At 34.3% G+C, this 17,724-nt stretch carries 20 protein-coding genes; 6 read left to right on the forward strand and 14 right to left on the reverse strand.

The annotated features are described in order from the left end of the window. Positions 1–12: 12 nt before the first annotated feature. The 13 genes from rpmC to rpsL all read right to left on the reverse strand — a co-directional run bounded on the left by rpmC (position 13) and on the right by rpsL (position 8,070). A complete protein-coding gene (rpmC, locus tag OZP15_RS15170) occupies positions 13–204 on the reverse strand; it encodes a 50S ribosomal protein L29 (RefSeq protein WP_269226290.1) in 192 nt (63 codons plus the stop codon). Positions 205–217: 13 nt separating this feature from the next. Beyond that, entirely contained in the window at positions 218–643 is a 426-nt protein-coding gene (rplP, locus tag OZP15_RS15175; protein ID WP_007803637.1) for a 50S ribosomal protein L16, read from the reverse strand. A gap of 19 nt (positions 644–662) precedes the next feature. Next, on the reverse strand, positions 663–1,424 hold the full coding sequence (gene rpsC / locus OZP15_RS15180) for a 30S ribosomal protein S3 (protein WP_269226291.1): 762 nt from the start codon (positions 1,422–1,424) through the stop codon (positions 663–665). Between the two features lie 6 nt (positions 1,425–1,430). Beyond that, the gene (rplV, locus tag OZP15_RS15185; RefSeq protein ID WP_281336549.1) at positions 1,431–1,844 is read right to left on the reverse strand and encodes a 50S ribosomal protein L22; all 414 of its coding nucleotides are present in this window, start codon (positions 1,842–1,844) and stop codon (positions 1,431–1,433) included. Between the two features lie 6 nt (positions 1,845–1,850). Next, positions 1,851–2,129 carry a 30S ribosomal protein S19 gene (gene rpsS, locus OZP15_RS15190; RefSeq protein ID WP_024981511.1) on the reverse strand — a complete coding sequence of 93 codons (279 nt, stop codon included), beginning with the start codon at positions 2,127–2,129 and terminating at the stop codon, positions 1,851–1,853. A 6-nt stretch (positions 2,130–2,135) separates the two neighbouring features. Continuing rightward, positions 2,136–2,960 (reverse strand): 50S ribosomal protein L2, encoded by an 825-nt coding sequence (gene rplB / locus OZP15_RS15195; protein ID WP_269226292.1) that lies wholly within the window; start codon positions 2,958–2,960, stop codon positions 2,136–2,138. Positions 2,961–2,966: 6 nt separating this feature from the next. Then, on the reverse strand, positions 2,967–3,257 hold the full coding sequence (gene rplW, locus OZP15_RS15200) for a 50S ribosomal protein L23 (protein ID WP_103804353.1): 291 nt from the start codon (positions 3,255–3,257) through the stop codon (positions 2,967–2,969). 6 nt (positions 3,258–3,263) lie between these two features. Further along, positions 3,264–3,893, reverse strand: a complete 630-nt coding sequence (gene rplD / locus OZP15_RS15205; RefSeq protein ID WP_281336550.1) for a 50S ribosomal protein L4 — start codon at positions 3,891–3,893, stop codon at positions 3,264–3,266. Then, positions 3,893–4,510, reverse strand: coding sequence for a 50S ribosomal protein L3 (rplC, locus tag OZP15_RS15210; RefSeq protein WP_281336551.1), 618 nt, complete (start codon positions 4,508–4,510; stop codon positions 3,893–3,895). Before rplC ends, rplD begins: the two co-directional genes overlap by 1 nt. Positions 4,511–4,663: 153 nt before the next feature. Continuing rightward, the gene (gene rpsJ, locus OZP15_RS15215; protein WP_007803605.1) at positions 4,664–4,969 is read right to left on the reverse strand and encodes a 30S ribosomal protein S10; all 306 of its coding nucleotides are present in this window, start codon (positions 4,967–4,969) and stop codon (positions 4,664–4,666) included. A gap of 11 nt (positions 4,970–4,980) precedes the next feature. Next, positions 4,981–7,137, reverse strand: coding sequence for an elongation factor G (gene fusA / locus OZP15_RS15220; protein ID WP_281336552.1), 2,157 nt, complete (start codon positions 7,135–7,137; stop codon positions 4,981–4,983). A 10-nt stretch (positions 7,138–7,147) separates the two neighbouring features. Next, positions 7,148–7,624 carry a 30S ribosomal protein S7 gene (gene rpsG / locus OZP15_RS15225; RefSeq protein WP_026727879.1) on the reverse strand — a complete coding sequence of 159 codons (477 nt, stop codon included), beginning with the start codon at positions 7,622–7,624 and terminating at the stop codon, positions 7,148–7,150. Between the two features lie 62 nt (positions 7,625–7,686). Continuing rightward, positions 7,687–8,070: a 30S ribosomal protein S12 gene (gene rpsL / locus OZP15_RS15230; protein WP_007136570.1), complete on the reverse strand. Its 384-nt coding sequence runs from the start codon at positions 8,068–8,070 to the stop codon at positions 7,687–7,689. A gap of 269 nt (positions 8,071–8,339) precedes the next feature. Here rpsL and OZP15_RS15235 point away from each other — a divergent pair, with 269 nt between their 5' ends. The 6 genes from OZP15_RS15235 to rlmB all read left to right on the forward strand — a co-directional run bounded on the left by OZP15_RS15235 (position 8,340) and on the right by rlmB (position 16,884). After that, a complete protein-coding gene (locus OZP15_RS15235) occupies positions 8,340–10,037 on the forward strand; it encodes a BamA/TamA family outer membrane protein (RefSeq protein ID WP_281336553.1) in 1,698 nt (565 codons plus the stop codon). Between the two features lie 146 nt (positions 10,038–10,183). After that, positions 10,184–13,339 carry a SusC/RagA family TonB-linked outer membrane protein gene (locus tag OZP15_RS15240; protein WP_281336554.1) on the forward strand — a complete coding sequence of 1,052 codons (3,156 nt, stop codon included), beginning with the start codon at positions 10,184–10,186 and terminating at the stop codon, positions 13,337–13,339. Between the two features lie 10 nt (positions 13,340–13,349). Further along, positions 13,350–14,810, forward strand: coding sequence for a SusD/RagB family nutrient-binding outer membrane lipoprotein (locus tag OZP15_RS15245; protein ID WP_281336555.1), 1,461 nt, complete (start codon positions 13,350–13,352; stop codon positions 14,808–14,810). Between the two features lie 24 nt (positions 14,811–14,834). Next, positions 14,835–15,581: a BT_2262 family domain-containing protein gene (locus tag OZP15_RS15250; RefSeq protein WP_281336556.1), complete on the forward strand. Its 747-nt coding sequence runs from the start codon at positions 14,835–14,837 to the stop codon at positions 15,579–15,581. Positions 15,582–15,591: 10 nt separating this feature from the next. Then, on the forward strand, positions 15,592–16,080 hold the full coding sequence (locus tag OZP15_RS15255) for a lipid-binding protein (protein ID WP_269226301.1): 489 nt from the start codon (positions 15,592–15,594) through the stop codon (positions 16,078–16,080). A 69-nt stretch (positions 16,081–16,149) separates the two neighbouring features. Then, positions 16,150–16,884, forward strand: coding sequence for a 23S rRNA (guanosine(2251)-2'-O)-methyltransferase RlmB (gene rlmB / locus OZP15_RS15260; RefSeq protein ID WP_269226302.1), 735 nt, complete (start codon positions 16,150–16,152; stop codon positions 16,882–16,884). A 45-nt stretch (positions 16,885–16,929) separates the two neighbouring features. On the opposite strand, the gene OZP15_RS15265 is transcribed toward rlmB, so the two are convergent. Next, positions 16,930–17,694: a rhomboid family intramembrane serine protease gene (locus OZP15_RS15265; protein ID WP_281336557.1), complete on the reverse strand. Its 765-nt coding sequence runs from the start codon at positions 17,692–17,694 to the stop codon at positions 16,930–16,932. Positions 17,695–17,724 lie beyond the last annotated feature (30 nt).

Here is a 17,724-nt window from a genome sequence, read left to right on the forward strand (position 1 = left end):
AGCAGACTACAATTATTGTAATTCTCTTTTAGTAAGTTCTGTAGCTAATCTAGCAACCGTTCTTCTTACACTTCTAATTTGAAGTGGATTCTCGATTGGAGAAATAGCATGAGCCATTTTTAAGTCGGCATAAACCTTCTTAGTTTGGTTAAGTTTTTCTTGCAACTCTACTGCAGAAAGATCTTTTATTTCTGATTGTTTCATAATATATAATTAATTATGCTTCGAAATCTCTAGCAACAACGAACTTTGTTTTTACTGGTAGTTTTTGAGCTGCAAGACGTAAAGCCTCTTTTGCAACTGACAATGGAACTCCTCCAACTTCAAACATAATTCTTCCGGGTTTAACAACGGCAGCCCAATACTCAACTGCTCCTTTACCTTTACCCATACGTACCTCTAAAGGCTTCTTAGTAATTGGTTTGTCTGGAAATATTTTAATCCATAATTGTCCTTCTCTTTTCATAAAACGAGTTGCAGCGATACGTGCAGCTTCGATTTGACGAGAGGTTAAGAACATTCCATCTTCATGTACAGATTTAATACCAAACATTCCATTAGAAAGTTCATGCCCTCTTTGAGAGTTCCCTTTCATTTTACCCTTTTGTACCTTACGGTATTTTGTTCTTTTAGGCTGTAACATTTTACTTTAATTTAAAAATTTACTTTCTTTTACGAGCGTCTGGTTTTCCACCTTTATTAAAAGTTTTTCTGTCTCCTCTCGGAGCATCTCCACCTTTACCACCACCAGTTCCAGATTGTTTTTTATCCATTCCTGCAAGTGGAGAAAGATCTCTCTTTCCATAAACTTCACCTTTCATGATCCATACTTTGATACCCATTCTACCGTAAGTAGTATGTGCTTCAGCCAAAGCATAATCAATATCAGCTCTGAAAGTTGATAGAGGAATTCTTCCTTCTTTGAAACCTTCTGAACGTGCCATCTCTGCACCATTCAAACGACCAGAAATCAAAACTTTGATACCTTCAGCGTTCATACGCATAGAAGCAGCAATAGCCATTTTGATTGCACGTCTGTAAGAAATACGGCTTTCGATTTGACGACAGATGCTTGTAGCAACTAGATACGCGTCAAGTTCAGGTCTTTTTATTTCAAAGATGTTGATTTGAACCTCTTTGTCAGTAACTTTCTTGAGTTCTTCTTTCAACTTGTCTACCTCTTGACCACCTTTTCCGATAATAATACCAGGTCTAGCAGTAGTGATAGTAACGGTTACAAGCTTCAAAGTTCTCTCGATGATTACTTTTGATACACTAGCTTTTGATAAACGAGCATGTACATACTTTCTGATTTTATAGTCTTCGGCTAATTTATCACCGTAGTCATTTCCACCATACCAGTTAGAGTCCCATCCTCTGATGATACCAAGTCTATTTCCAATTGGATTTGTCTTTTGTCCCATCTTTAATTATTTTGCTTGTGTGTTATCATTAATAGCCCCTAACACGATTGTTACGTGGTTTGAACGTTTTCTAATTCTGTGTGCTCTACCTTGTGGAGCTGGACGAAGTCTTTTCAACATCATTCCACCATCTACAGTGATAGTTTTTACAAATAAGCCTGCTTCTTCTAAACTAGCTTCACTATTCTTTTGCTCCCAATTATTGATAGCAGATAATAATAGTTTTTCTAATTTTCTTGAAGCTTCTTTAGAACTAAATCTTAATATATTTAGTGCTCTTTCTACCTTCTGACCTCTTACTAGATCTGCTACTAAGCGCATTTTTCTAGGTGAAGTAGGGCAGTTATTCAATTTTGCAAAAGCTAGTGACTTATTAGCCTCTTTTCTTGCATCAGCTGTTTCTCTTTTACGAACTCCCATTGCTTCTTATTTTTTACCTTTATTTTTTGCTCCAGCATGACCTCTAAAAGATCTAGTTGGTGAAAATTCTCCTAATTTATGACCTACCATGTTTTCTGTTACGTAAACTGGTACAAATTGACGACCGTTATGAACTGCGATAGTTTGTCCAACAAAATCTGGAGTAATCATAGAAGCTCTAGACCAAGTCTTAACCACTCCTTTATTACCACCTGCAATGTTTTCTTCAACTTTCTTTTCTAACTTATAATGAACGAAAGGTCCTTTTTTTAATGAACGTGCCATATCTTATTATTTCTTTCTACGTTCTACAATGTACTTGTTACTCGGGTTTTTCTTAGAACGTGTTCTATAACCTTTAGCAGGTATACCGTTTCTAGAGCGTGGATGTCCACCAGAAGAACGACCTTCACCACCACCCATTGGGTGATCGACAGGGTTCATTGCAACAGGTCTTGTTCTCGGTCTTCTACCTAACCATCTTGTTCTACCTGCTTTACCAGATACAACTAATTGGTGGTCTGAATTAGAAACCGCACCAATTGTAGCCGAACAAGTCAACAAAATCAATCTTGTTTCTCCAGAAGGCATTTTGATTGTTGCATATTTTCCATCTCTTGCCATTAATTGAGCAAATGTTCCAGCAGAACGAGCAATAACTGCTCCTTGTCCTGGTCTCAATTCGATACAAGAAATTACAGTTCCAAGCGGAACTCTACTTAATGGTAATGTGTTCCCAATTTCAGGTTGAGATTCTGGACCAGAAACTAATTTCTGACCAACTTTCAATCCGTTTTGAGCAATAACATAAGTTTTCTCTCCATCAGCATAAGCCAACAAAGCGATAAACGCAGTTCTGTTTGGATCGTACTCAATTGATTTAACTGTAGCTGGAATTCCATCTTTAGTTCTTTTGAAATCAATAATACGATATCTCTGCTTGTGACCACCACCCGTATAACGCATGGTCATCTTTCCTTGACTATTTCTACCTCCAGAGTTTTTTATCGGCGCTATCAAAGAGCGTTCCGGCTTATCAGTTGTAATGGCGTCATAACCATTCACAACTCTAAATCGCTGACCTGGGGTAATAGGTTTTAATTTTCTTACTGACATTTTATCTTAGATATTGTTGTAAAAATCAATTGTTTCTCCTTCTTGTACTTGCACAATTGCTTTTTTGATTGCATTTGTCTTTCCACTGATAAGACCACTTTTAGTGTATTTTGTAGTTCTATCCGGCCTTACGTTCATCGTGTTAACTGAAACGATAGTTACTCCATAAGCAGCTTCAATAGCTTTCTTAATTTGAACTTTGTTTGCTTTTTTGTCAACAACGAATCCGAAGCGATTTAAAACTTCACTTTCTTTGGTTACTTTTTCTGTTACTATAGGTTTAATTATGATGCTCATATCCTATTATTTGCTTAAATTTTCTTCAATTACCTCTAAAGAACCCTCTAAAAGCACTAAAGTATTAGTATTTAAAATATCATAAGTACTTAATTCAGAGCTACTTATAACATTAGACGCCTTTAAATTACGAGACGACAAATATACATTTTTATTCGAATCGCCCAACACAAATAAAGATTTTTTATTCTCCAACTCTAAAGCTTTCAAAACGTTAATGAAATTTTTAGTGTTTGGTGTTTCAAAATTGAAGTCTTCAAGAACGATAATATTCGACTCTTTTGCTTTAATTGAGAAAGCAGATTTTCTAGCCAATCTTTTCAAGTTTTTATTCAATTTGAATGAATAACTTCTTGGTCTTGGTCCAAAAACTGTTCCACCACCTTTAAACAATGGATTTTTTGCACTACCCGCACGAGCAGTACCAGTTCCTTTTTGTTTTTTAATTTTACGAGTACTTCCGGCTACTTCAGCTCTTTCTTTAGCTTTGTGCGTTCCTTGTCTTTGATTAGCAAGATATTGCTTAACATCAAGGTATACTGCGTGATTGTTTGGTTCTATACCGAATACTGAATCAGAAAGTTGAACTTTTCTTCCAGTATCTTTTCCATTGAAATCTAATACTTTTGCTTCCATTACTTCTGAATGATTACATAAGAGTTGTTATGACCAGGAACACATCCTTTAATAACAAGTAGGTTCTTATCAGCCACTACTTTTAAAACTCTAAGGTTTTGAACTTTTACATTATCTCCTCCCATTCTTCCAGCCATACGCATTCCTTTGAATACTCTAGATGGATAAGAAGAAGCTCCTACAGAACCTGGCGCTCTTAAACGGTTGTGTTGACCGTGAGTTGCTTGTCCAACACCACCAAAACCGTGACGTTTAACAACCCCTTGAAAACCTTTACCTTTAGATACACCTTGTACATCTACAAATTCTCCTTCTTCAAAAATAGACACATTAATAACGTCTCCTAATTTTTGTTCGCTTGCAAAATCTTGGAATTCAACGACTTTTTTCTTAGCTACAGTTCCCGCTTTCGCAAAGTGACCAATGGCCGCTTTAGTGGAATGTTTCTCGTTTTTGTCATCGAAACCTAGTTGCAACGCTTCATACCCGTCAACACCTTTGGTTCTGACTTGGGTAACTACACATGGTCCAGCTTCAATAACAGTACAAGGAATGTTTTTCCCGTTCTCGTCAAAGATGCTTGTCATGCCAATTTTTCTTCCGATTAACCCAGACATAAATATTAATTATTAATTATTAAATACAAATATAGAACGCAGCTTTTAAGCAAGCTTTATTTTTTTGGTGGTGCAAAAGTAAACATTATTTGCACACAAACCAAAAAAATATTTTTCACTTAAAAACAGCGCCCTTTTTTACTAGTAAGCTAACTAAACTTTGATCTCTACTTCAACTCCGCTAGGCAATTCCAACTTCATCAAGGCATCAATAGTTTTTGATGAAGATGAATAAATATCAATCAATCTCTTGTATGACATTACTTCAAATTGCTCTCTCGCTTTTTTGTTAACGTGTGGAGAACGTAGTACAGTAAAAAGTTTTTTGTGAGTTGGTAACGGAATTGGCCCTGTAACAACTGCACCGGTAGTTTTAACCGTTTTTACAATCTTTTCAGCAGACTTATCTACCAACATATGATCGTAAGATTTTAGTTTTATTCTGATTTTTTGACTCATTTTCTTAAAGATTATGCGTTTCCTTTTGCTTTTTTGATAACCGCTTCTGAAATATTAGAAGGCGTTTCTGAATAGTGTGAAAATTCCATTGTAGATGTTGCTCTACCAGAAGACAACGTTCTTAATGTTGTTACATAACCAAACATTTCTGATAATGGCACATCTGCCTTAATAGTTTTTGCACCATTTCTATCCCCCATATCATTTACCTGACCTCTACGACGGTTAATATCACCTACGATATCTCCCATGTTTTCTTCCGGTGTAATAACTTCCATTTTCATGATAGGCTCAAGAATAACTGCACCAGCAGCTTTAGCCACCTCTCTATATCCCATTCTAGCCGCTAATTCAAAAGAAAGTGCATCAGAATCCACAGGATGGAAAGACCCGTCTAATAAAGTAACTTTTAAACTATCCACTTGGTATCCTGCTAAAGGACCAGTTTTCATAGCTTCACGGAAACCTTTTTCTACAGAAGGTATATATTCTTTTGGAACGTTTCCTCCTTTTACCTCATTCACAAACTGCAATCCAACCGGAACTTTACCATCAACTTCTTCAGCAGGCTCAAGTCTAAATACGATATCACCGAATTTACCACGACCTCCAGATTGTTTCTTGTAAGTTTCTCTGTGTTGAGCAGATTTTGTAAAAGCTTCTTTGTATTCAACTTGAGGCTCACCTTGGTTTACTTCAACTTTGAATTCACGCTTCATTCTATCAACCAAGATATCCAAGTGAAGCTCACCCATACCTGAAATAATTGTTTGACCTGAAGCTTCGTCAGTTCTAACTGTAAAAGTTGGATCCTCTTCAGCTAATTTAGCCAAAGCCATACCCATTTTATCTACGTCAGCTTTAGTTTTAGGCTCAATAGCAATACCAATTACTGGAGCAGGGAATTTCATAGACTCAAGAATGATTGGGTGTTTTTCATCACACAATGTATCTCCAGTTTTGATATCTTTAAATCCAACAGCAGCTCCAATATCTCCAGCCTCAATATATTCGATTGGATTTTGTTTGTTAGCGTGCATTTGGTAGATACGAGAAATTCTTTCTTTGTTTCCAGAACGAGTATTCAATACATAAGAACCAGCATCCAATCTTCCTGAATAAGCACGGAAGAAAGCCAAACGACCTACGAATGGGTCAGTAGCAATCTTAAATGCCAAAGCAGCGAATGGCTCTTTTACATCTGGTTTACGCAAAATTTGAGTTTGATCTTCTTCAAGCAATTCAGCATCATCTGGGTGAATTCCAGAAATACCTTCTTTATCCATTGGAGATGGTAAATATTTACATACTGCATCTAACATAAATTGAACTCCTTTATTTTTGAAAGATGAACCAGCAATCATAGGAATGATAGCCATATCCATAGTCGCAGCTCTTAATGCAATATTAATCTCTTCTTCTGTGATAGAATCCGGATCTTCCATGTATTTATCAAGCAAGTTCTCATCATAATCAGCAACCGCTTCAATAAGAATATCTCTGTATTCTTTTACTTCATCAACCATATCCGCAGGGATATCGATAATATCAAAAGTAGCTCCTTGTGTAGCATCATGCCAAACAATAGCTTGATTTTTAACTAAATCGACAACACCTTTAAAATCATTTTCTTCACCAATTGGCAAAGTGATTGCAACAGCGTTTGATTTCAACATATCTCTAACTTGTTGACATACATTCAAAAAGTTAGAACCTTGTCTATCCATTTTATTAACAAATCCCATACGTGGCACACGATATTGATCTGCTAATCTCCAGTTAGTTTCTGATTGAGGCTCAACACCATCAACAGCACTAAATAAAAAAACCAAACCATCAAGTACACGCAAAGAACGGTTTACTTCAACTGTAAAGTCAACGTGTCCTGGGGTATCGATAATATTAAAGTGATATGATTTTGAATCTGGTAAAACTTTACCTTGTTCAGTTGGAAAGTTCCATTCACAAGTTGTAGCTGCAGAAGTAATTGTAATACCTCTCTCTTGCTCTTGTGCCATCCAGTCCATTGTTGCAGCACCATCGTGTACTTCACCAATTTTATGTGATTTTCCTGTATAGAATAAAATACGCTCTGTTGTTGTTGTCTTACCAGCATCAATGTGAGCAGCAATTCCTATGTTTCTTGTATATTTAAGATCTCTAGCCATTTCTTAAGAATTAAAATCTAAAGTGAGAGAAAGCTTTGTTAGCCTCTGCCATTTTGTGAGTATCCATTCTTTTTTTCACAGCAGCTCCTTCTTCTTTAGCCGCAGCTAAACATTCTGAAGCCAATCTTTGAGCCATTGATTTTTCGTTTCTTCTTCTTGAATAAAGAATCAACCATTTCATAGCCATAGAAATTTTTCTATCTGGTCTAATTTGCATTGGAATTTGAAATGTAGCTCCACCAACTCTACGACTACGTACTTCTACGTGAGGCATAACGTTTGTTAAAGCATCTTTCCAGATTTCTAATGACGTTTTTTCGTCATTTTGCTTTTTAGTTTCAATGATGTCAATTGCATCATAAAAAACTTTAAAAGCTGTTGATTTCTTACCATCCCACATTAAGTTGTTCACAAAACGCGTTACCAATTGGTCATTAAACCTTGGATCTGGTAAAAGTGGTCTTTTCTTTGCCGCTCTTTTTCTCATTTCTTCTTTTTTTTGTTATTGATAATAATTTCTATAATTAAAATCAAATAACTAGTTTAGATTTACTTTTTTGCTTCTTTTGGACGTTTTGCACCGTATTTTGATCTACGTTGTGTTCTTCCTGCTACACCTGAAGTATCAAGCGCACCACGAACGATGTGGTACCTTACTCCTGGTAAATCTTTTACTCTTCCGCCTCGCACTAATACTATCGAGTGCTCTTGTAGATTATGTCCTTCTCCAGGGATGTAAGCATTTACTTCATTTCCATTTGTCAAACGTACACGCGCTACTTTACGCATTGCAGAGTTTGGTTTTTTTGGAGTTGTAGTGTAAACACGTGTACAAACACCTCTTCTTTGAGGACAAGAATCTAAAGCAACCGATTTACTCTTCTTAGTGATCTGAGTTCTTCCTGTTCTTACTAATTGTTGAATAGTTGGCATAGTTAAATACTAAAAATTACTTGTTTATAAAATTCCCGCTTTTTACGGGGTTGCAAATGTAGAAATTTTTTTTCAGTAAACAAACCATAATCAATTAATTTTCAACAGAAGTAAATATTTGTTTATTAGCAAAATACAAAACAACCTAAACACTATTCTTATCCAAATCAAAACAATACTTCCAGAGTCATGCCGTTACCTTTATTTATACTCTAAATTTTATAGCAAAGATTAGATATTTGCATTACTTTTATTAAAATTTTATTAATTTGAAACCTTTCCTATTCATTCTATTATTCCTAAACTTTGTACTCAATTGTTTTGGACAAAATTTTCAATTACAAGTAATTGGAAATTCTGATTACGAAAACAAAATAATTGATTCGCTATTGTACAACCCTAAACACAAAAGCATAAAATCACTAACGGAAGAAATTAATTTAGTTTCAGAAAAATTATCAAAAAAAGGTTTTATCGAGAATCAAGTATCAGAAACCGTTAAAAAAAACGATTCAAATTATATAGCAAAATTAAATTTGGGCGAAAGAATCAAATCGATACATATATATATAAGTAGAAATTCCGTAGTTTTTGATTTAGTTGCATTTGACAAAACAAAAGACACCTTGATAATCCCATATATAGAAACCGAACCCTTTTTAAACAAGACACTAATCAGTTTAGAACAGAAGGGTTTTGCTATGGCGAAACTAAAATTAACCAACATCCAAAGAAAGAAAAATTTACTTTATGCCGATTTACAATTTGAATCCGGACCACAAAGACAACTAAACACCATTGTTGTTAAATTTGCTGATAGTAATAAAAAAAATAATTTCCCTAAAGGACACTTAAAACAGATTAATCGTAAATACAACAATAATTTATTCAATCAAGACATCGTTAAAAACATTTACAATGATTTTGAAAAATTCAGATTTGTAAATCAAATAAAATATCCCGAAATTTTATTTACCAAAGACACCACCAAAGTATTTGTTTATTTAGAAAAAAGAAAATCTAATAATTTTGATGGCTTTGTAGGCTTCACCAATAATGATAACAATAAATTAGTCTTTAACGGTTATCTAGATCTTACATTGGAAAATGCCCTAAAAGCCGGAGAACAGCTTTCACTTAACTGGAAAAGCGACGGAAACCAACAAACGACTTTCAAAGCTAATATTGACATCCCTTACTTATTTAAAAGTCCAATAGGAGTAAAAGCTCAAATTTATATTTTTAAACAAGATAGTATTTTTCAAAACACAAAAACATCAATTGATTTAGGCTATCTACTGGATTACAACACTCGATTTTATTTAGGGTATCAAGCTACAGAATCTAGCGACATTCAAAACACCAACAACAACACCATCAGTGATTTTGAGAATTCTTTTTTGACAACCAATTTAGAATACACAAAACTAGACAACACTCATTCTACGTTCTCAAAAAAAACAAATCTTTCACTAACTCTAGGAACTGGAAAAAGAACAAAAAACGGATTATTTGAAACAACTGGAGCTGACAAACAAATTTTCATCAACATTAATGCGATGCATAACTTCTATTGGAACAAAAAAAACTGTATTAACATAAATTATCAAAATTATTTCTTAAAAAGTAACAACTATATTATTAATGAATTATATCGATTTGGGGGAACCAACTCTATTCGAGGATTTGCAGAAAACAGTTTACAAGCTAATTTCATGACGGCTATCATCACAGAATACCGGCATATTATTTCATCCGAATTATTCATAAACACCATCATGGATTATGGCTATTACGAAGACAAAAGCACAAAAACTAGAGAAAATCTGGTAGGTTTAGGCTTTGGCATAGGAATTAAAACAAGAAATGGATTACTAAAAATTGCTTTTTCAAACGGAAAAACGAGCAATCAAAAGTTAAAATTTGAAAACACAATCGCTACCATTAGTTACAATATTAAATTTTAAGCCTCAAAAAAACACATAATATAACATTTTAACTTATTAATGTTAAAACATCAATTTTAATATGCACGCATAAAATAACGTTATAAATATTAGGAAAGTTAACAAATTATTAAGAATTTTGTTTTACTAATTCAAAATATTTAAACATGAAACTAAAGTTCAATGGATTCTTAGTACTATTCGCAGTACTTATGGTGCAAATAACATTTGCGCAAGAAAGAGTTGTCACAGGTGTCGTTTCTGATAATTCAGGATTGCCTCTTCCAGGCGTGAGCGTATTAGTAAAAGGAACTCAGACCTCTGCGCAATCTGATTTTGATGGAAAATACTTCATCAAAGCAACACCAAGCCAAGTCTTGGTATTTAGCTTCATTGGGATGAAAACCCAAGAAGTTACTGCTAGTTCATCTCAAATTAACATTAAGTTACTATCATCTGAAGAACAATTAAGTGAAGTTGTTGTAACTGCAGTTGGTATCAAAAGAGAGAAGGCCTCTATTGGATCTGCACAAACAACAATCAAATCTGAAAAACTAAATCAAGGCGCACAAACGAACGTTGCCGACGCTCTCAAAGGCAAGGTTGCTGGGGTTGTTATAAGCAATGCTTCAACAGACCCTGGAGCTTCTTCAGGGGTTATTATCAGAGGTTTCAGCAGTATGTCTGGATCAAATCAACCTTTATATGTAGTAGATGGGATTCCAATTAATGATGAATCAAACTTTTCTGACGCACTAACTGGTGGCTACGATTTTGGTAGAGGCTCTGGAGACATCAACCCAAATGATATTGAAACATTAACTGTACTTAAAGGAGCTTCTGCAACGGCACTGTACGGATCAAGAGCAGCAAATGGAGCCATTATCATTACAACAAAAAAAGGTAAATCAGGAAAAATTTCAGTTGATGTTACAAGTACAATGTCTTTTTCTGAAATTTTAAGAACCCCTAAATACCAATCTACTTTTGGTCAAGGATGGGATGGATCACATTATCTAATTGAAAATGGTTCTTGGGGACCAAAATTTGACAACCAACCAAGAGTTTGGGGTAATGTCGTTGACAATTCTCAATTACTAAAACCATTTTCTTTTCAAAAAGATCAATTAGAAAACTTTTTTGACACTGGTATTTCTAAAATAAATTCGATAGCAATTTCAGGAGGAAGCGAAAGTTCTACAGCTAGACTATCCTACTCAAATACGCAACAAGATGGGATTTACCCAACAGATGCTGATTCATTCGGAAGACACACATTAGCATTAACCGCTAGCACTAAAGTAAATAAATTCTCTTTTTCAGGCAATTTAAATTACGTAAAAACAAGTGGTAGTGGTGTAGCTACAGGACAAGGACTTAGCTTAATGAACAATCTTATGCAAATTCCTACTGATATTCCAATAACAGAATTTAGAGACTATAAGGGAGCATTTCACAATATAGACAACTACTACACCCCTTACGGAATTACAAACCCTTATTTTACTCTGAATGAAGACGGTTCAGACTATAGTAAAAATCGTGTATATGGATCAGTTGATGTTTCTTATGAAATCAATAAATGGTCTAACATTACCTACCGATTTGGATTAGATCATTCTAACGATTTATTAAAAAGATGGGTTGCTAAAGTAGATGCTTCACCTGGAAGTCCAAATGATGGTTCTTCAACAGAACAAGCAGGATCTTATGCGGAAATTAGCCAAACCTTGAGTCAATACAATCATGACATACTATACAGTTTAGATTTTGATTTGGGTAGTAATTTCAAACTTGCCTCTACATTTGGATGGAATATGAATGAAAGACATGAATATTTATCAGACGCTAGTGTTGGTAGTCAAGATATAGCTGGTTTTCATTCCTTCAGTAATTCATCTCAAAACCCTACTGTTACTTCTGAAATAAGCAAAAGAAAGTTATACGGAATTTATAACTCAAGTACTTTGTCTTATGATAATCAATTATTCCTTACTACAAATATCAGAAATGACTGGTATTCTACCTTACCTAAAGAAAATCAGTCTGTATTGTATGGAGGCTTAAATACCAGTTGGGTATTCACTAATACTTTTCCAGCGATTAAAAAAATCATATCCTATGGTAAGTTAAGAGCAGGATATGGAGAAACTGGAGTTGACACAGCTCCTTATCAGATTGGTTCAGTTTATGTTGCTGGAACTACCGACAATCAAGGCTTTGCAGAGTTAGCTTTTCCTTTAAATGGAGTTAACGGTTATGAAGTAGGAAATAGAGCCGCAAACCCGTTCTTAAAACCAGAAATTAGAAAAGAATATGAAGTTGGAGCTGAACTTTCTTTTTTCAAGAGTCGTATCAATTTAGATTTTGCATACTATAACGCAAAGGTAGAAAATCAAATTTTATCACTTCCTTTAGCCCCAAGTAGTGGATATACCTCACAAACTGCTAACATAGGAACATTATCTAACAAAGGTATTGAAGCTTTATTATCGGTTCTTATCATTAAAAATTCAAACAATGGATTCAATTGGACTACTACTCTCAACTATGCTAAAAACAATACAATCCTTGAAGAGTTAGATCCAAGAATAGCACAAGTTTCATTAGGAGGATTAAGTACTACATCGTTTATTGCAAGAGAAGGTCAACCTGTAGGGCTTATATACGGAAGTGTTCCTTTGAGAGATCCTAATGGAAACATTGTTGTAGATTCAGATGGAATACCTGTTGCGTCACCTGACAAAGAAGTGTATGGTGATACTCAGTACGATTATACTTTAGGTGTTGGAAACACATTTACATACAAAAATTTTACACTTGATTTTAGTTTCGACATTCGTCAAGGCGGTTTAATGTATTCAAGAACTGCCGAAATCACAAGATTCACAGGAAACTCAATTACAACAACCTACAACGATCGTAACCCGTTTATTGTTCCAAATTCAGTAGTAGCAAATACTGACGGAGCAGGAAATGTAACTTACACTCCAAATACAACTCCTGTTGATAACGAACACATGGATAATTATTATTCAGCAGTAGCTTTAGATAGAGAAAATGTAATCGATAAATCATTTGTGAAACTACGTGAAGTTGTATTAAGCTACAATTTACCTTCAAATATACTTAAAGGAACTGGTCTTAATAATTTAACGGTATCAATTATTGGTCGTAACTTATTTCTATGGACTCCTGCAAGCAACCAATACATTGATCCTGAAGCATCAACATTCGGAACTGATTTAGAAGGACAATTTGGAGAATTCAGCGCAAACCCTTCAACTAGAAGTCTTGGATTTAGTCTTAAAGCTAACTTTTAATTAAAAAATTATGAAATCAATAAATAAACTATTTTTAGTGCTTTTAACAGGAATACTTTTTTCTTGCGAAAATCAGCTAGACATTAATACTGATCCCAATTCTCCAACTGAAATCACACCAGGTCTAGCACTTTCAGCAGCACAAGCCTCACTCATAACAGTTACAGGCGGAGATTTTTCTAACCTTGGAGGCTTTTATGCTCAATACCACACACAAGCACCTACAGCAGGTCAATACGAAACTATTGATCAATACAATATGGACACCTCTTATGCCAATAGAACTTGGACAGAACTGTATGCTGGTTGTATCAACGATTTAGAATTCGTAATTACTGAATCCAACAAAACTGGCGACACTGGTGGTGTACTTATTGGTACAGCTTTGAAAGCTTATACATTTCAACTTTTAGTAGATGTTTTTGGTGATGTTCCTTATACTGAAGCCCTACAAGGGGTAAATAACATTACACCTAAAACAACTGAAGGAAGTGTCATTTACTTGGATTTAATCGCTAAAATTGATGCAGCATTAGCAAGTTACAAAGCCAATCCTGTTACCACTTCAATAGGCAAACAAGACAATATTTACGAATCAGATATGGATCAGTGGGTAAAATTTGCAAATACACTAAAATTGAAAATGTATTTGAGAATGGCTTATACTTCTCTAGCTAATCCTACAAAAGTGAACACACTACTCGCTGAAAATGATTTTTTAGAATCTGATGCCAAATTTTCAAATTTTGGAACAGGATTGAATCAAAGAAATCCTTTTTACGAAGTACAAATGATTTTTTTGGGAGATGTAAACAATGTAGCTAGTAACTCCCTTTTTGAATTTTATAATATAAACGAAGACCCTAGATTAGAATCAGTATTTAGAGCAAATTCTGCAGGGGCTTATTTATCAATCTCTCAAGGATCAGGAGACACTTTCAATAATTTAGCTAGCAATTATTCTAGACCTAATATCAAAGCTGACACTCCAGTCTATTTATTGACAGTTGCTGAAAGTAACTTTCTACAAGCAGAAGCTTTAATTCGTTACGGAGGAGGAGCTGGTGCAAAAGCAAAATACGAAGAAGGTGTAAAAACTTCTTTTGAAACTTATGGCTTATCTAGAGCTTTAGCTACACCTTTTTTAGCCACAGGAGGTGTTTATGAATATATTTCTGGATCGGGTATCGAAGCGACTGTAAGACAAGTAATTATTCAAAAATGGGCTTCATTGGCATACATCAATAACATGGAAGCCTACATAGAAACTACAAGAACTAAATTTCCTGAAATAGTTACAAAAGCAAGTGCAAACTATGCTTTAGGAAATAGAATTCCATCTGAAATATCAGTACTTAGTGGAAACACAGTTCCAAGCATATTATACTACCCTGATAATGAAACTGAAAGAAATCCAAATATCAAACAACATTTGAATTTGACTCAAAAAGTATGGTGGGATAAAAAATAAATTAAATATTTAAAATAAATAATTATGAAAAATATAAAAAAACTATGTTTTCTGGTTTTATCTATAACTACATTGATTTCGTGTAGTAACGAACCAGAAATAGGATCAACGATAACTGTATATCCCATTATCACTGTTTCTGGAACTAATCCTTTTTTTGTTCCACTAGGGACTACATATACAGACCCAGGCGCTACAGCAAAAGCTGGATCTACAACAATTCCAGTTACAACAGTTGCAACTGGAAAATACAGAGGAACTAAAACTTTAGATACTAGCAAAGCAGATGAATATTTAGTAACCTATACAGCTACAAATTCAGACGGTTTTGACGCTAACGCATCTAGAAAAGTAATTGTATATAAAAATGGAGATTTAGTAAATAGTATTGAAGGTCTTTATACTTGTACAATTAGCAGAAACGGAGTTACTCCAAGTGATGCTTACAGAAACATCAAATACATTCACATCTGGAAAAATACTGATGGCACATACGGAGTATCTGATTCTTTTGGAGGTTGGTATGAATATGGAAGAGCAATTGCTGATTCTGAAACACCCGGAGGTATAATAAATGCAGTAAATATTTCTACTAATACATTTACATTCCCAGGCACATTAACTAATTCATATTTTGGAGGTTCTGCCACAATTACAAGTTTAACAGTAGATGCTGCAAGCAAAAAAGTAGTACTTACTTGTGTATGGAATACAGCAGCCCCAGTTACTGTCTATACTTTTGTAGCAACACTAACTCAAGTTCAACCTTAAAACAAACAAGATGAAAAAAATAATATCTAAAATAGCGTTTGTATCTATACTTATTGCTGGCCTAATATCTTGTGAAGACAATGGCTATGAAGAATACAAAAAAGGTAACACTCCAAGTGTTGCAATGAATGGCGAGTGGTATATAGATATCAGTGATGAATCTGGAGACATTTTAGTACAACATGCCATGCATAAAACCTTTGATGCAAATGATGGAAAAATGTATATCAATGATGCAAAATTAGGATGGTGGTTAAAAGGAAAATTAAATGTAAATCCTACCGATTTGACATTTAATGTTACCAAAGAGGCAAATTTGAATGATCCTGGAACAACTTTCACAATTACTGAAGGGAAAATTATAAAAAATGCAGCAAAATCTAAAACAGGTGTTATGGTGGATAGCATCTACTTTGTTGCAGAATTTAGCTATGATCCTGGGGTAAAATACATCCACGCAGGACACAGAAGAACAGGATTTTTAGAAGATGATTTCTAAAATTTAATCTTAAAACATTTCTCAAAACCATCCCGCATCTCGGGATGGTTTTTTTTATATCTTTGCGCCATGGAAAAAGAACATTTAATATTCGGAATACGGGCCATTATTGAGGCAATACAAGCAGGAAAGGAAGTAGATAAAGTATTTATACAGAAAGAAATATCAGGCGAATTAATGAAAGACTTAATGAAGGTAATGAAACGTGCTAACATTAACTTTTCTTATGTCCCGGTAGAAAAACTAAATCGATTAACTCCAAACAATCATCAAGGAGCCGTAGCCTCCATTTCTCCAATAGGTTTTATCGAATTAGAACAGTTAGTAGATGCTACCGTTGCTTCTGGAAAAGTACCTTTGTTCTTAATTTTAGATCAAATATCTGACGCACGTAATTTCGGTGCTATTATTAGAACCGCTGAATGTACCGGTGTAAACGGAATTATAGTTCAAAAAGCTGGTTCTGCTCCAGTTAATGGTGACACTGTAAAAACGTCAGCTGGTGCTGTATTTAATGTACCTATTTGTAAAGTAGAACACATTAAAGATGCTATTTTCTACCTACAAGGATCTAGCATAAAAACTGTTGCTGCTACCGAAAAAACAGACCAAAACATTTATGACATTAATTTAAAAGAAGGTGTTGCTATCATCATGGGATCAGAAGATAGAGGAATAAATCCTTCTGTACTGAAAATTGTAGACGAAAAAGCAAAACTTCCAATGTTTGGAACAATTGGTTCGCTAAATGTTTCTGTGGCTTGTGGTGCTTTTTTATACGAAGCAGTTAGACAAAGAGTCTAAAATTTTAGAATTTAGATTTCAAGAAATATAGAAAATGAATTAAGACTATGGTTTTGATTCATTTTTTTGGTTTAAGACAATCTCGTAATTCACAGGAAGATTAGAAGAAAAATAGGATTGTATTTCTTCATCTGGTTCAATGACTGGAAGATTCACAAAATTACCATTTTCGTCAAAACGTTGCATAAACTTATCTTGCATCGGATCATAATCAGGATGTTCCCAATCGTATTTGATTATTTTTTTATATTCGGGCGTTTTGTAAAATAACGAAAGTGCAAAACCAGTAATAAATCCTGCCAGATGTCCTTCCCAAGAAATCTTATCTTCAACCTTAGGGAATACATACCAAATCAAACCACCATAAACCACAATAACAGTAAGTGACAAAGCCACTAATCGATAATATTTGGTTTGAATTCCTTTGAAAAAAATAAAACTAACCAAAACATAAATTAGTCCACTTGCTCCAATGTGATAACTATCTCTTCCTATTATCCAAGTTATTAATCCTGAAAATAAAATCCCATAGCCAATAACAGCAAAAGATTGTTTGGCATAAAAAAAACGCAAAGCTGCTAATAAAATCAATAATGGAATCGAATTATTATAAAGATGCTGAATATCTGCATGAATAAAAGGACTGAAAATAATACCCTGCAAACCCGAAAATGTTCTTGGAAAAATTCCGTTTTCATCAAAATCAAAATCAAATTTGATTTGCAACCAATAAATAAACCACAAAAACCAAACAAAAAAAAGCGGTATGGCGATTACAGAATTAGAATATTTGAATTGATTGTCGTCCATTAGAAATTTTAGAGTTTTGACTTTAAATTT

The organism is Flavobacterium eburneipallidum (assembly GCF_027111355.2).
Classification (GTDB): domain Bacteria; phylum Bacteroidota; class Bacteroidia; order Flavobacteriales; family Flavobacteriaceae; genus Flavobacterium; species Flavobacterium eburneipallidum.

Bases quoted from the DNA above. Each gene is read 5' to 3' on its own strand.
- OZP15_RS15240 (WP_281336554.1), top strand. From the start codon at position 10,184: ATGAAACTAAAGTTCAATGGATTCTTAGTACTATTCGCAGTACTTATG.
- fusA (WP_281336552.1), bottom strand. From the start codon at position 7,137: ATGGCTAGAGATCTTAAATATACAAGAAACATAGGAATTGCTGCTCAC.
- OZP15_RS15250 (WP_281336556.1), top strand. From the start codon at position 14,835: ATGAAAAATATAAAAAAACTATGTTTTCTGGTTTTATCTATAACTACA.
- rplP (WP_007803637.1), bottom strand. From the start codon at position 643: ATGTTACAGCCTAAAAGAACAAAATACCGTAAGGTACAAAAGGGTAAA.
- OZP15_RS15255 (WP_269226301.1), top strand. From the start codon at position 15,592: ATGAAAAAAATAATATCTAAAATAGCGTTTGTATCTATACTTATTGCT.
- rpsJ (WP_007803605.1), bottom strand. From the start codon at position 4,969: ATGAGTCAAAAAATCAGAATAAAACTAAAATCTTACGATCATATGTTG.
- rpmC (WP_269226290.1), bottom strand. From the start codon at position 204: ATGAAACAATCAGAAATAAAAGATCTTTCTGCAGTAGAGTTGCAAGAA.
- rpsC (WP_269226291.1), bottom strand. From the start codon at position 1,424: ATGGGACAAAAGACAAATCCAATTGGAAATAGACTTGGTATCATCAGA.
- OZP15_RS15265 (WP_281336557.1), bottom strand. From the start codon at position 17,694: ATGGACGACAATCAATTCAAATATTCTAATTCTGTAATCGCCATACCG.
- rplB (WP_269226292.1), bottom strand. From the start codon at position 2,960: ATGTCAGTAAGAAAATTAAAACCTATTACCCCAGGTCAGCGATTTAGA.
- rpsS (WP_024981511.1), bottom strand. From the start codon at position 2,129: ATGGCACGTTCATTAAAAAAAGGACCTTTCGTTCATTATAAGTTAGAA.
- rplD (WP_281336550.1), bottom strand. From the start codon at position 3,893: ATGGAAGCAAAAGTATTAGATTTCAATGGAAAAGATACTGGAAGAAAA.
- rpsG (WP_026727879.1), bottom strand. From the start codon at position 7,624: ATGAGAAAAAGAGCGGCAAAGAAAAGACCACTTTTACCAGATCCAAGG.
- rlmB (WP_269226302.1), top strand. From the start codon at position 16,150: ATGGAAAAAGAACATTTAATATTCGGAATACGGGCCATTATTGAGGCA.
- rpsL (WP_007136570.1), bottom strand. From the start codon at position 8,070: ATGCCAACTATTCAACAATTAGTAAGAACAGGAAGAACTCAGATCACT.
- OZP15_RS15245 (WP_281336555.1), top strand. From the start codon at position 13,350: ATGAAATCAATAAATAAACTATTTTTAGTGCTTTTAACAGGAATACTT.
- rplW (WP_103804353.1), bottom strand. From the start codon at position 3,257: ATGAGCATCATAATTAAACCTATAGTAACAGAAAAAGTAACCAAAGAA.
- rplV (WP_281336549.1), bottom strand. From the start codon at position 1,844: ATGGGAGTTCGTAAAAGAGAAACAGCTGATGCAAGAAAAGAGGCTAAT.
- rplC (WP_281336551.1), bottom strand. From the start codon at position 4,510: ATGTCTGGGTTAATCGGAAGAAAAATTGGCATGACAAGCATCTTTGAC.